Annotated in this window: 11 protein-coding genes; 4 read left to right on the top strand and 7 right to left on the bottom strand. The window is 44.5% G+C overall.

The features are described 5' to 3' along the window. Nucleotides 1–480: 480 nt before the first annotated feature. The 3 genes from AC5JPO_RS01285 to AC5JPO_RS01275 all read left to right on the top strand — a co-directional run bounded on the left by AC5JPO_RS01285 (nucleotide 481) and on the right by AC5JPO_RS01275 (nucleotide 2,747). A complete protein-coding gene (locus AC5JPO_RS01285) occupies nucleotides 481–1,104 on the top strand; it encodes a DUF6231 family protein (protein WP_493853092.1) in 624 nt (207 codons plus the stop codon). A gap of 137 nt (nucleotides 1,105–1,241) precedes the next feature. After that, a complete protein-coding gene (gene pal, locus AC5JPO_RS01280) occupies nucleotides 1,242–1,760 on the top strand; it encodes a peptidoglycan-associated lipoprotein Pal (protein ID WP_319051540.1) in 519 nt (172 codons plus the stop codon). 432 nt (nucleotides 1,761–2,192) lie between these two features. Beyond that, nucleotides 2,193–2,747, top strand: coding sequence for a 4'-phosphopantetheinyl transferase family protein (locus AC5JPO_RS01275; protein ID WP_493853091.1), 555 nt, complete (start codon nucleotides 2,193–2,195; stop codon nucleotides 2,745–2,747). A 99-nt stretch (nucleotides 2,748–2,846) separates the two neighbouring features. Here the strand turns inward: AC5JPO_RS01275 and AC5JPO_RS01270 are convergent, their stop codons facing one another. Beyond that, a complete protein-coding gene (locus AC5JPO_RS01270) occupies nucleotides 2,847–3,731 on the bottom strand; it encodes a hypothetical protein (protein WP_493851949.1) in 885 nt (294 codons plus the stop codon). 594 nt (nucleotides 3,732–4,325) lie between these two features. On the opposite strand from AC5JPO_RS01270, the gene AC5JPO_RS01265 reads away from it, so the two are divergent. Continuing rightward, nucleotides 4,326–5,084, top strand: coding sequence for an IclR family transcriptional regulator (locus tag AC5JPO_RS01265; protein WP_493851950.1), 759 nt, complete (start codon nucleotides 4,326–4,328; stop codon nucleotides 5,082–5,084). A 194-nt stretch (nucleotides 5,085–5,278) separates the two neighbouring features. Here AC5JPO_RS01265 and mmsB read toward each other — a convergent pair whose 3' ends face one another. The 6 genes from mmsB to AC5JPO_RS01235 all read right to left on the bottom strand — a co-directional run bounded on the left by mmsB (nucleotide 5,279) and on the right by AC5JPO_RS01235 (nucleotide 13,982). Then, nucleotides 5,279–6,223 carry a 3-hydroxyisobutyrate dehydrogenase gene (gene mmsB / locus AC5JPO_RS01260; protein ID WP_493853090.1) on the bottom strand — a complete coding sequence of 315 codons (945 nt, stop codon included), beginning with the start codon at nucleotides 6,221–6,223 and terminating at the stop codon, nucleotides 5,279–5,281. A gap of 222 nt (nucleotides 6,224–6,445) precedes the next feature. Further along, nucleotides 6,446–7,705 carry an enoyl-CoA hydratase/isomerase family protein gene (locus AC5JPO_RS01255; protein ID WP_493853089.1) on the bottom strand — a complete coding sequence of 420 codons (1,260 nt, stop codon included), beginning with the start codon at nucleotides 7,703–7,705 and terminating at the stop codon, nucleotides 6,446–6,448. A gap of 71 nt (nucleotides 7,706–7,776) precedes the next feature. After that, a complete protein-coding gene (locus tag AC5JPO_RS01250) occupies nucleotides 7,777–8,559 on the bottom strand; it encodes an enoyl-CoA hydratase (RefSeq protein WP_493853088.1) in 783 nt (260 codons plus the stop codon). Nucleotides 8,560–8,625: 66 nt separating this feature from the next. Then, nucleotides 8,626–9,786, bottom strand: coding sequence for an acyl-CoA dehydrogenase family protein (locus AC5JPO_RS01245; protein WP_493853087.1), 1,161 nt, complete (start codon nucleotides 9,784–9,786; stop codon nucleotides 8,626–8,628). Between the two features lie 183 nt (nucleotides 9,787–9,969). Continuing rightward, on the bottom strand, nucleotides 9,970–11,454 hold the full coding sequence (locus AC5JPO_RS01240; RefSeq protein WP_493853086.1) for a CoA-acylating methylmalonate-semialdehyde dehydrogenase: 1,485 nt from the start codon (nucleotides 11,452–11,454) through the stop codon (nucleotides 9,970–9,972). A gap of 506 nt (nucleotides 11,455–11,960) precedes the next feature. Beyond that, nucleotides 11,961–13,982 carry a propionate--CoA ligase gene (locus AC5JPO_RS01235; RefSeq protein WP_493853085.1) on the bottom strand — a complete coding sequence of 674 codons (2,022 nt, stop codon included), beginning with the start codon at nucleotides 13,980–13,982 and terminating at the stop codon, nucleotides 11,961–11,963. Between the last annotated feature and the right edge of the window lie 25 nt (nucleotides 13,983–14,007).

Below are 14,007 nucleotides of genomic sequence, written 5' to 3'. Positions count from 1 at the left end.
GATGGTTGATATTAATACTGTTGTTATTGCTTTTTTTAAAATACGTATCGCATTCAAGCTCACACTGTTGTAGCTGCCTGACGTTTATAAATAGTCATTTACTATCTGTTATTTATAAATAATCTTGTTTGTATCAGGCTTATACTTAAGTTGATGGCATGTATTGCTTGATATTGCTTATTAATAAGGGACTGTCACCTCACTGTCACCTTATTACCGCTAGTCTGACTATTTTTACTAGCCTGATAGCTAGATTGACCTAAACCCTTAAATTTCAAGTGTAGACATTGAGATAACTGAGTTATCATTTACAGATAATACGCGCCTTTTCTATGCAGCTATGCTTACTCGCATAATTCATAGCGAGCGTTGATCTAAAAATCAAATAAACAAATGGACGCGAGTTATCAATTGGATAATGTCGCTTAAAATGATTTAATAAACACACCTATGACCCACCTTCAATAAACGGCCCATAATATGACAACACATACTGCCAAAACCTCAAAGATCACTCTACCTTTGCTTAGAGACTATGTCGATGCCCTTATGCCATCACTTGATAGCTCACATGACACCTCAATTGATGAGCAGGCACAAACAACGGGGGATCAGACTGATGATACCACTGAGCTGTTATGGGTTGTACATGACAAAACAGAATTATCAGCGCTGCAAACACAGCTAAAGACTTTACCAGATAACAGCAATGTGCCAGTCCAATCGTGGCATATATCGACTTTATCAGAACTTACCAAACAGCATCTACCTAAGCGTTATGAGCTTGCCTGTTTTTGGCTACCTTCCCTGTCCCATGAGACATTACAACAATATATTCCTGCGCTCATGCGCTATCGTGATCTATATGCAGCACATCTACTGGTTGCTCTTGATAGCTCGATAGATCTAAAACCTTATGGATTTACACCGTTTGATATTTTAAGCGAGCCATCCTTGGATGCTAATCAAGTTGAATCAATCACCTCATCCACAGTGTCAGCGACACTTTGGCAGTTCAATTTATATGATTATAAAAAACTACCAAACTGGCTCAATGCTGATTACTGGGCAAATCCAGAGAATTGGGGCAAGCATCGTTGGTGATATAGATTCTATCTATGGTTATTTACAGTAAAAATACTTACATAAATTAACAGTTAGTATATGATAGGAGAGATTGCTCAAGCTTTATGGTAAGCAGTTTAAAAAAACAAATTCAATTAAAATTTCAGGAGCTCGTCATGTCAATCAGTTTTTCTAAGATCGCTGTTCTTGCTGTGCTATCAAGCGCTGTGGCACTAACCACAGGTTGTGCTACCAAACGCTCTACCTCTGAAGTTGTGGTAGCTCCGCTAGGTATTCCAGGTGGTCAAGTTGGCTACAATGGTGCCGTTATTGTTGATAACTCAAACGCTGTAATTACTGGTGCAGAAAACTTACAAGCAGTGGTTTATTTCGCCTTTGATAGTAGCGAAATCACTGCACAAGCAGCAAGTGTCCTTAACCAGCATGTGAGTCTACTAAACTCAAATCCAGCGGCTGGTGTTGTGATCGCAGGTCATACCGATGAGCGCGGTAGCCGTGAATACAACATGGCCCTAGGTGAGCGCCGTGCACAAGCAGCACGTAACTATCTTGCTGCTCAAGGGGTCACTGCCAACAACATCCGTGTTATCAGCTATGGTGAAGAACGCCCTGCTGCTGCCGGCAATACTGAAGACGCCTATGCCCAAAACCGCCGTGCTGAGCTGTCTTACTAAGAATAGTTAAACTATTAGATCCTTAAAAAAGCCCAGTAATATACTATTGCTGGGCTTTTTTATATTTTGTTATAAGCGCTATGGGTACCTGCAACTCATGGGCACGACAGTTGTTTAAAGAACGGCCTACCTTGAATTAGCGTCAAGTAATTTGATATCTGAAAAACCTTACATTTTGACTGAAATCCCTAACGATTAATTATGATAATACCAGCCTCAAACATAACTCACATTCAATATACTCAACTCGGTCATGACATATGGTGCGTGACTGCCAAGGTGAGCGAGTCATTAGCTTGTCTGAATATAAACAGCACGCTGTACGCGTCAGTTCGGTCGTTATCATCTGGGCCATTATGTACAGACCTTACTAATCTGAGTGATTGTAAATGGTATTATGTATCTCTACAAAAGCCCACATCGAAACGCAGCATGGCTCGTAGACGGCGTGAGCAGCAGCGTCAAGGCGTCAGGCACCTTCTACAAAACCTACTTAAGAAACTAGACATCGAAGACACTTTAGACGAGTCGAGCTTCCCTTATCGACTTATAGACAGTAAATATTACGTCTGTTTTAGCCATACAGGTGCCCATGATAAAAATCATAGCAATAGTAATAAGACGTCACCGAGTCAAATAGCTCTAGTCATCAGTCGCCATCGTCCTGCTGGAATCGACATAGAGCACAATAACGTGGCTTGGCACGTCGCACAGCGTTTCTATTCCGATAATGAGATTGCTGTTTTGCAGACATTACCAACAAACAAATGTGACTCTATGGCTAAGTTACTATGGCAAATAAAAGAAAGCTTTATAAAAGTTCACCAGTACACATTAGCACAAGGTTTAGGGATGGATTATTCTGAGCTCTTACCTGATTTAATTGACGGTATGGAGGAAGATACCTCTACTAATGAAACTCGTATCATTCATTCTATTTACCAGATTACAATATTAAAATCTCAGCAAACCGTCATAGTTTTTTGAGAATATGGCACCCTATTTGAAACAAAAAAACGACCCTTTTCAGGGTCGTTTTTTTTATACTTCGATTCTTCTAATGACAGCATCTAAGCTGTGATTAGATTAGAAACGGTAAGTTGCGCCAAGTTTAACGATTGGCATCCACTCTAGCCAGTTTTTATCTTCTAAATCGTTTTCTGCATCACGAGCAGCTTGATTTGCTGCGACAGTGTTACCACCTTCACCAGTATAGCGGACATCTGCGTCTACTTTACCCAAGTATGCTGCACCAACTTCACCAAATACACCGAAATTATTCGTGATGTTAGGGCGGAAGCCAACAGTTAAGTAAGGGGCTAATTTATTGCGATGTTCTAGAGAGCCTTCTAGGTTACCTACATTTTGGCCGCCAAAATCCTCTTCAAGAATTTGCTCTGCAGTTGCCGTGCCAGCATAATATTTGTTGCCATCAATGCTGTAATAACCGTCGCCTTCAGCATTAGCTCTTACATCAATATCGTTGTCAGGAACGATGATACCAGCACCCATAGTGAACCAGTTACCAGTAGGACGCAATTGCACACCTAGATACGGGTTGCTAAAGTCACTATCAACATCATAATTGATGTCATTTGCGTCAAAATCACCACCGAATAAGTCAGCAACATCGCCACCAGCCCAACCAGCTTGTAATTCAACTTTTTCGTTAACGCTAAAGCCAACGTTAGCACCATAACCCAAAGAACCAACCTCAGCGCTTACAGAAGCTGGGTTTGTAACAGTGTTAAATAAAGTTTTGGTAGTACCAACAACAGCACCAGTAGTGTTGCGTACGATACCAGCGTCAGAATTATATGCATAAGAAGGCTCTGCTGCTTGATAAGCAACTGGCTCAGCTTCGTATACTACCGCATCGTTGTTATCAACAACGATAACCGGATCAGCTGCTAATGCAGCAGTTGATGCTAGAACAGCAGCAGAGATAGCTGTAAGTTTAATAAGTTTCATAATTATTCTCCTAAAGTGTAAAGTAACTCGCCCGTAAAAAATGATAGTTATGCTTTTTTTAAACCATCATTTTGTTGAGGAGATTAAAACAATTTTGGCCGTAAAAGTCACCCCTTGGAATGCGCTTTTTATTTGCCGTTATGTAAAGATTGCATAGATACTGTAATAATTGCTACACCAACCTGCAAAACTTCGAATTCCTGTTACACAACGCTCTCAAAGTAACCAAACAGTGTAGACATGAGTGTCGGCGGGGTTAATGTTCATGTAAAGGTATTACAAAATATTTCACTATAATGACTGAGTATAATGTGCAGCTCAATATCAGTTATATAGCTTATTACTACAGAGTGTTGCAGCTTGTGATTGGACGTATCTTATGTTGCTTGTACAAATAAATTGTAAATATAGGAAATAATGATACGAATGCTATTATTTAGTATCACTAAACCTTGTCTAGGCTTTATATTGTGCTAAATTAGAGGTAAGAAGGAATTTGTTCTAAGACGTCTTTTTTTTATTACCCTTTGTTCTACTTATGAAAGCGTTGTGCGCTTCTATACTTTGATCTTTTATTAATACTGAGCCTTTTATATGCCTAAAGTATCGTCAATTACCCGTGTACTAGAGATCATAGAAGCTGTCTCTTACGCTTCTAAGCCTCTGTCTCCACTCGAGTTGTCACAAGAGCTGGATATCCCCAAACCAACCATACACCGTCTGATTCAAAACTTGGTCGATGACGGTTTTTTGACTGTTGATATCGGTGGTGGGATTATCCCTGGTAAGCGGGTACGCAATCTGAGTGTTGAGCTTTGGCAACAGCGATTGTTCTTCAATGAGCGCCAGATGATTTTGCAAAAACTGGTTGACGAAATCAAAGAGACTTGCGGTATCGGTGTTCCATATCATATGGACATGATCTATACCAATCGTGCGCAAACAACCCTGCCCTTGCAGATATACCTTCCTGTAGGAGCCAAGTCGCCCATGTGGTGTACAGCGACAGGTAAGCTATACCTCAGTCAGCTGTCTATTACCAGCCGTATGAAGATACTACAAGGATTACCACTAGATAAATTCACCAAAAATACCATTACTGATATTGATGCCTTGAACGCTGAGCTTGATCGTATCGCTGATACTGGTATCGGTATCGATAATGAGGAGTTTATCTCTGAAATGGTGGCTGTAGCAGTGCCTATATTAGACAAGAAATCACGCTATCTGGCCTCGTTGTATCTGCATGCACCGACGATACGCGTGTCACTCGATGAGTTACTAACTTATGTACCTCGACTACAGCAAGCCGCGCAGGATATCCAAGCCCTCGTGTATGACCTACAAAGCTGATATCGTCCTTATCATGCACCAAAAAGCGCCACGCTATAGTCCTTAGCGCGGCGCTTTTCTGTTTTATCTGATATCTAACAAGTATCTATTGGCACATCGCAAGTGTCTATTGATAAGCACCACCTATTAATAAGCAACAGCTATTAATAAGCAACAGCTATTAGCAACATTACTAATATTCCCTATAGCAGTCTTTAAGACAACAGCGAGATATCATGACGCCCCATGATACTAGAAAAGTCTTTGTCGCCATTCTCTAGAGTATGTGATGCGTACAACTCCGTTGCTTTTGCACCCATCGGCGTGTCTACATGAGTGTCTTGAGCGGTTTGCATGGCAAGATTCAAATCTTTTTGCATGAGCTTACTCATAAATCCACCTTGGTAACCATTACTAGATGGGACGTTTTCCATGACTTGTGGATACGGATTGTAAACTTCTAATGTCCAGTTACGACCTGAACTCTGTAGCATAATATCCGACAGCACTTTTGGATCTAGACCATTCTTCACTCCTAGGTTAATAGTCTCTGCTGTCCCTGCCATCAAAATACCTAGCAGCATATTATTGCAAATTTTTGCTACTTGTCCTGCGCCATGCGTACCTGCATGAAAGATGTTTTTGCCCATAACGGCAAGTATTGGTTCAGCACGAGCGAATGCTTCGGCGTTACCGCCAACAATAAAGGTCAAACTACCAGCAATCGCGCCGCCCGTCCCACCAGACACGGGCGCATCCAAAAACTCAATACCCAGTTTACTCGCGGCGTCTGCCACGGTTCTGGCATCAGCAGCTGCTATCGTACTACTATCAATCACTAGCGTACCTTTATTCAGCTCTGCAAGTAGACCACTGGAACCGTTGTCGCCTAAGTACACCGAATGCACGTGCTGCCCTGCAGGCAACATACTAATGACAACTTGAGCATTACTCACAGCCTCTTTAGGACTTTGCGCGACGCTAGCACCTGCCTGCTGCAGACGCTTAGTAGCAGCATCAGATAAATCAAACACAGAAAGTGTATAACCCGCCTTTAGTAAGTTCTCTGCCATGGGAGCACCCATATTACCAAGTCCTATAAAAGCAACGTTTGGTTTAGAGGTGTCATTATCTATTGTACTTGTATCCTTTGTACTCATCTCATCACTCCTTGATGATTGCGTAGGCATTGCTACCTACTTATATTGCGTTAACAATGGTTGTTATGATTACTATTTGCGACTCACTGTATCTTATGAACCAGCGAGCCCTATTGTCTTAACTGACATAGATTGTTTGAAATAACATGGTTATTGAGAGTCGGTGGCGCTCCCTGTTGGTAAGTAATCTAGACCTTATGACCCTTCTAGCTACGTTTGAGCTTATCGCACAAGCTGACTGGCTAAAGCAGTGGCATCCAACCAGCCTTCTAAAGGATGCTGACCTTTAGGATAAGGGTTATCGAAGTGCTGATCGATATATGCCTGCCCTTCTACACTGAGACAGTCTGCTAGTGAGCGTGACCACTGTGGATTCTTATCCTTGTCAATCAGTAATGCTCGCACGCCTTCCTTAAAATCAGGATTAGCCGCACAATGTACCGCGACGTTGGTCTCTAGATACAAAACCTGCTCTATCGATAAATCGGCGACTTTATGATATAGCGCATGAGTCAATGCTGCTGTCACTGGGCAACCATGACGATAGGTAGCAACTGCTCGCTGTGTCCAGCTGTCTTCTGCAAAATCTTTGCTCAGCTGTACGAGCGCTTCATCGTTTTGTAGCAGTGCGTCGATATCAGCCAGACCGCCGCTGTTCATGAGTTGCTGAATAGGCTGCCAGTACGTCGTCAGCTTGCTATCGGGTAGATCCGCTGCAGGTAGTGCTGCAAGCGCACGGCTAACAATACTATGAGCACTGTCATTATGGAACTTGTCCGTATTGCTTGTACTGTCTGATGTTTGCCAATTACTTCGTTTTAGACGCTGCATGATAGCGTCATAGTCAGGACTGGCAACAGCATACTCCGCTAGATTCGCTAATAACGCATCACTGCCATTGCACATCGCGCCCGTCAACCCTAAAAATAAACCTGTCTTGGCAGGCATACGCTGCAAAAACCAACTACCAGAGGCATCAGGGAACAACCCAATTGTCACTTCAGGCATAGCAAAACGGGTACGCTCAGTCACCACACGATGACTACAACCTGCCATTAATCCCATGCCGCCACCCATAATGATGCCGTCACCCCAAAGTATTAGCGGCTTTGAATAAAAGTGCATTTGACGATAGAGACGATACTCATGACTAAAAAACTCAGTGGCATAAGGATTGGGCACTGGCGCATCGGTAGACATACTGTCATACAGCTTACGAATATCACCGCCGGCACAAAACGCCTTGTCCCCTGCACCTTTTAATAGCAGCGCTACTATCTGGTTATCAGCTTGCCACTGCACTAACTGCTCTGATAGCAGCTGACACATATCAACGCTGAGCGCATTGAGCGATTTGGGTGTATTGAGCGTCATCACTCCAATGAGGTGACCACAATCTGTCGGTTCAGTATTGAATAATACAGAGGCCTCTTGCTCTGTATTGCTCGAAGGCTTTTGGGTATCGTCGGTAGCTGCTGTCATAAAAGTGACCTACAAAGTTAAAAAATTAAATAATGTCATAAACATTATGACCCAAGCATTTTAAGCAATGCTTATTTATTTTGCCAACTGGGTTTGCGTTTTTCTAAGAATGCTTGTACACCTTCGCGCTGATCCATCGTGTCAAACAATTTTACAAAAGCTTCGCGCTCATGAATAAGGTTTTGGGCAGGCGGGGTATCTCTGGCTGCTTGAATAAGTCCTTTAGAATAACTGACAGCAACAGGCGATTGCTTTGCGGCTTTTTTGGCCAAGTCTTGAGCGGCTAGTAGCCCTGCACCTGTTTCAGTGACCTCCTCAACCAAGCCAATACGTAATGCCGTCTCTGCATCAACGCGTTCGCCGCACAGTATCATGCGCTTTGCCCACCCTTCTCCGACGAGCCAAGGCAGGTTTTGTGTGCCGCCTGCACATGGCAGTAGACCTACGCCCGTCTCCGGTAGTGCCATCTGTGCATGCGCTTCTGCAATACGAATGTCGCACGCGAGCGCACATTCAAGCCCACCGCCCATCGCATAGCCGTTGATCACCGCAATGCTGACACCGCGATAAGCAGACAATGCTTCAAACGCCTCACCAAACGCAATCGCCATACTTATCGCACGGCCTTTATCACCGTCTGAGAAGTTATTGAGATCTGCGCCAGCTGAAAAAAACTTCTCGCCATCACCATGCACGATTAACGCGTATATATTGTCATTGGCATTGAGATCGGTGATGAGTTGTTTGAGCGCACCCAGACTGTCCATCGTCCACGTATGCGCAGGGGGGTTGTTCAATGTCAACGTGGCAGTATGGCCATCAATTGATAGGTTTAGATTGGTATAATCTGTCATAAAACATCCTTGTTTTAGTCAAGCGAAAAAACATGATATCGTCACAATAGTAACCATAACAGCCTATTAGCGCAGTTGGCTTAGCGCCTCGTCTTGTAAGACCTGACGTGAAATAATCACTCGCATAATCTCATTGGTGCCTTCTAATATTTGATGCACGCGTAAATCTCGCACGTGACGCTCAAGCGGGTACTCGTTTAGATAGCCATAACCGCCATGTAGTTGTAGGGCGGTGTTGGCAACATCGAAACACAGATCCGTAGAGAGGCGCTTCGCCATTGCACAGTAGGTAGAAGCTTGCCCATCATTACTATCGACTTTATCAGCCGCTAAATAGAGCATTTGACGCGCAGCGATAGTCTGGGTCAGCATGTCGGCGAGCTTAAACTGTATGGACTGTAAGCTTGCAATTGGACTGCCAAACTGGCTACGTTCCTGTACGTAACTGGTTGCTGTTTCTAATGCAGATTGTGCCGTACCCACGGCGCAGATACCGATATTGATACGGCCACCGTCCAGCCCTTTCATAGCGATACGAAAACCTTGGCCTTCCTCACCTATCAGATTCTCTACTGGGACTTTGACGTCTCTAAAACTAATCGTCCGCGTCGGCTGTGCTTTCCAGCCCATTTTTTGCTCGTTTTTGCCATATTCGATACCAGCGCTATTGGCATCTACTACGAACGCTGAAACGCCTTTTGGACCTGCCGCGCCAGTACGTGCCATGACTACCAATACATCAGTTGAGCCTGCGCCAGAAATAAAGGTTTTTTCGCCATTCAGTACGTAGTGATCACCTTGTTTATCCGCCTTGGTGCGTAATGAGGCGGCATCAGATCCTGCATTTGGCTCTGTTAAGCAGTAACTACCGAGCCACTCGCCACTGACCATATCGGGCAAATATTTTTTGCATAGCGAATCGCTGCCATACTCGCCAATCATCCATGCTGCCATATTATGGATACTCATGTAGGCTGCCACAGAGGTATCACCCCACGATAGCTCTTCAAATACCATTGCGGAGTCGAGCCTTGGCAATCCCAAACCGTCGTATTCTGGATTGGTATACAGCCCCAAAAACCCAAGCTCACCAGATTTTTTGATGACATCTATGGGGAAATGCGAGTTGCGATCCCATTCAGCAGCGTTTGGCTTGAGCTCTTTTTGCGCAAACTGACGGGCCGTTTGGCGAAAGGCAATCTGATCATCGGTCAATGCAAAATCCATAGGGTTATCCTTGTTCTTATAGATCAAATAAAAAGTCTGTTTGATGCACCCCTTGATAAAGTGCGAGTGAGACATCTGATAAGGTGTGCGCGCCGCACGATAGCGGTATAACGATAATAAAACTGCGACCAATAGTATCGCAAGTGGCATCAAGGTTATACCGCAAATATAGTCAATTGATTATTATATTGAAATCGTTGTATTGACACCGCGGCTCGCTTCATCATCGAACCAACGTGCAGTGACGGTTTTGGTCTGAGTATAGAACTGCACTGCCTGCTTACCATAAGGGCCTAAATCACCCAGCTTGCTGGCACGCGAGCCTGAGAAGGAGAACATTGGTAGTGGCACAGGAATCGGTAAGTTGATACCGATTTGACCGACTTGAATGTCTTGCTGGAATTTGTGTGCAGCAGCGCCTGACTGGGTGAATATCGCCGTGCCGTTACCATGTGGATTGGCATTCAGTAGTGCAATCGCTTCATCTAAGCTGTCAGCGCGCATGATGCAAAGTACGGGTCCAAATATTTCTTGTTGATAAATTTGCATATCACTTGTGACATTGTCAAAGATAGTTGGCCCAACAAAGTTACCGTTCTCAAATCCTTCAACGCTAATGCCGCGACCATCCAGAATTAAGTCTGCACCCTCTTCTACCCCAGTACCGATCAAATGCTCGACGCGCGCTTTTGCAGCAGGTGAAATCAGTGGTCCTAAGTCTTTGTCATTTTTGCCAGCTGAAACGATTAAGTTTTCTGCCTTGGCTTTGATATCATCGATCCACTCTCCAGCAGCACCTACTAACACGACAACTGAGAGTGCCATACAGCGTTGACCAGCAGCACCGAACGCCGCGCCTGCTAGCTGATTGAGCGTTTGCTCTTTATTGGCATCAGGCAAGATAACGCCATGGTTTTTTGCACCCATCATACACTGAGCGCGCTTACCTGATTGGCTGGCACGCTCATAGACGTGTTTACCAACGCTAGTAGACCCTACAAAAGAGACAGCTTTGATATCTGGGTGGTCACAGATGGCGTCGACAGTTGCTTTGCCGCCATGTACCACGTTCAGCACACCTTCTGGTACGCCTGCTTCAATCGCTAGCTCAACCAAACGCATGGTGACCATCGGGTCTTGCTCAGACGGTTTGAGAATAAACGTATTGCCCGTAGCAATCGCCATTGGGAACATCCATAGCGGAATCATCGCGGGAAAGTTAAATGGCGTGATACCAGCGCAAACGCCAAGCGGCTGCCAAATGCTATAAGTATCAACACCTGATGCGACGTTTTCTACAAAGTCGCCGATTTGCAAATTGGCAATACCAGCGGCATGCTCGACCACTTCTAAGCCTCGGAACACATCGCCGCGTGCATCAGCAATCGTCTTGCCCTGCTCTGCGGTTAATATTTCTGCTAGCTCATCCATATGCTCACGAATGAGTGCTTGATAGGTTAAGAAAATACGAGCGCGAGTGGTGATTGGTGTTTTGCGCCATGTCTCAAACGCGGTCTGGGCGGCTGCAACGGCTTGATTGATCTCATCATTGGTGGTTTGCGGGACTTTTGCGATGACTTCTTGGGTCGCAGGATCGGTAATATCAATCCATTCATCGGTATTTGACTGTGTGAACTGACCGTTGATGAGCTGTTGAACGTGGTGCATAAGATATCCTTATCTTTTTTGCGAGACTACCGTGTGACGGCACCTAAGTATTCATTGGTGAATGAAACGCGATGAGCGTTTATCTATAAAACATCATTAAAATTCTAAATTTTAAAATGATTTATTTTGTATCGTTATTGACTATAGCAATAAATCATTTTTAGGGTCAAGCGCTTTATCAACATTTTCATTAAGTTTGTTTTATCAAAATGCGATGAGTAAACAGATTGCTATCAGAAAACAGCAGAAACAAAAAAGCCCATGAGGGTTCATGAGCTTTTAAATGGTTGGGTCGTGTCCCTAATCCTAACGTTTATTACTAAATGTGCCAAAAATGGCTAAACCTTTGATAAACGGCGTCAAATAGCTGGTCAATATCTCGATATTGTATGCACTATTTTCCTTATTTGCCTTCGATTTATCTCATTTTTATCACCATTTTTAAAATAGGGACACGCCCTAGTCTAATTTTGATAGGCAGTAGGCAACTTATTAATCGTTTATGATTAATAGTCTTTCATTGATTGCTTAATCGCATCGATAGCGGCTGGGTTATCGAGGGTCGACATATCTCCTGTAGGCTTATCTTCAGCCAATGCACGAATAGATCGGCGTAGGATTTTGCCAGAGCGAGTCTTTGGCAGTGCTTGCGGGAAATAAATAGCCGCTGGCCTTGCAATACCGCCCAAAGATTTGACCACCGCACCGATGACTTGCTGCTCAATACGGAAGCGGTTTTCGGTCGTTTCGACTTGCGTCTGATCTTTTAGTACACAGAATGCGATGGGCAGCTCTCCTTTTAACTCATCTTGAATGCCTACTACAGCACACTCTGCCATATCTGGATGCATACTGATGGCTTCTTCGATCTCTTGCGTCCCTATCCGATGACCTGCGACGTTGATCACATCATCAGTACGCCCCAATATATAAAAGTAACCATCTTCATCTGTCACGGCATAGTCTGACGTAGAATACTGCTGCCCATCAAACAAACCAAAGTAGCTACTGATAAAGCGATCGTCATTACGCCACACCGTAGTCAGACAACCAGGCGGCAGTGGCGCTTTGATTGCAAGCAAGCCTTTTTCTCCCGCTTTGCAGGGGTCACCAGTCTCTTCATTGATCACCTGCGCTTCGTAACCATACATAGGATAGCCAGGTGATCCTTGCTTATGCGGTTTATGATCAAATTTTGGTGTGTGACTCAAGATGGGCCAACCAGACTCTGTCTGCCAATAGTGATCTAAGATTGGCACGCCTAAATGCTGGGTCAGCCAGCCGGCCGTTGACTCATCAAGTGGTTCACCTGCTAAAAAGAACGATTTGACACTAGAGACATCATAGCGGGTCATCCAGCTCTCGTCTTGTTTTTTAAGCATACGCACGCCCGTGGGCGCTGTAAACAAAATATTGACCTTGTTGGCCTCAACGATACGCCACCAAATACCAGGATTCGGTGAGTGTGGTAGGCCCTCGTACATGACACTCGTCATGCCTGCTAGCAGTGGCGCATAAATCGTATAAGAGTGCCCAACTGCCCAGCCGATATCCGATATCGCCCAAAACGTCTCACCTGCCTTACCATCATAAACATAATCCATCGAGGTAGTCAGTGCGACGGCATGACCGCCTGTATCACGCTGGACGCCTTTGGGAGTGCCTGTCGTACCAGAGGTATAAAGCAGGTAAGACGGCGTATTTGACTCAAGCCAGACGGGCTCCACAACTGCATGGGCCTCGCAGCTGTGACGTCGTTCGGTCGCATAATCGACGTCAACATTTCTCGGCTCAAACGGTAAAATACCGCGGTTGACCACCAATACATGCTCAGGCTTGGTTGTTGCTTGCTCGACGCCCTGATTGACAAGGTTCTTATAATTAATAACCTTACCATCACGCAGACCTGCATCTACCGTAATGACCATTTTTGCTTCAGCATCATCCATGCGGATAGCCAAGTTATGGGCTGCAAACCCACCGAAAACGACTGAATGTATTGCGCCAATGCGAGCACAAGCCAGCATGGCATATGCCGCTTCTAGAATCATCGGCATATAAATGATGACGCGATCACCCTTACCAATACCATGGCGCTGTAGGACATCAGCAAAATAATTAACTTCTTTATGTAGGTCGTTATACGTCAGACGGCGCTTGGTATAGTCTGTATAAAATTCGACGTTGTTGCCCAGATCTTTAAACGAATCAACGACTGCTGGAAAGGTTTCTATCAACTCTTGATTGATTTCTGATGATACCCAGACAAACGCGTCTTGCTCGGCACGATCCGCCAGATGACGATCTACGCAGTTATAACAAAGATTGGTCTCACCGCCGACAAACCATTTGGCAAACGGTAGATTACTGTCATCTAGAATTTGCTCAGGCTCTTTGTGCCAGTAGATGCGCTTTGCTTGCTGTGCCCAGAAATCCTCTCGTTCGATAATAGAGTCGTGATAGATATCAGCAAATGTAGGCATGTCTGCTGTGTGAGTAGAGACTGGGTGTTGGGCGTGGTCACTCATAATAGCTGTCCTTAGCATAAACGAG

The organism is Psychrobacter sp. H25, assembly GCF_059076335.1.
Note: the sequence above shows the minus strand (reverse complement) of the source record. Positions and strands in the feature narration are given on the sequence as shown.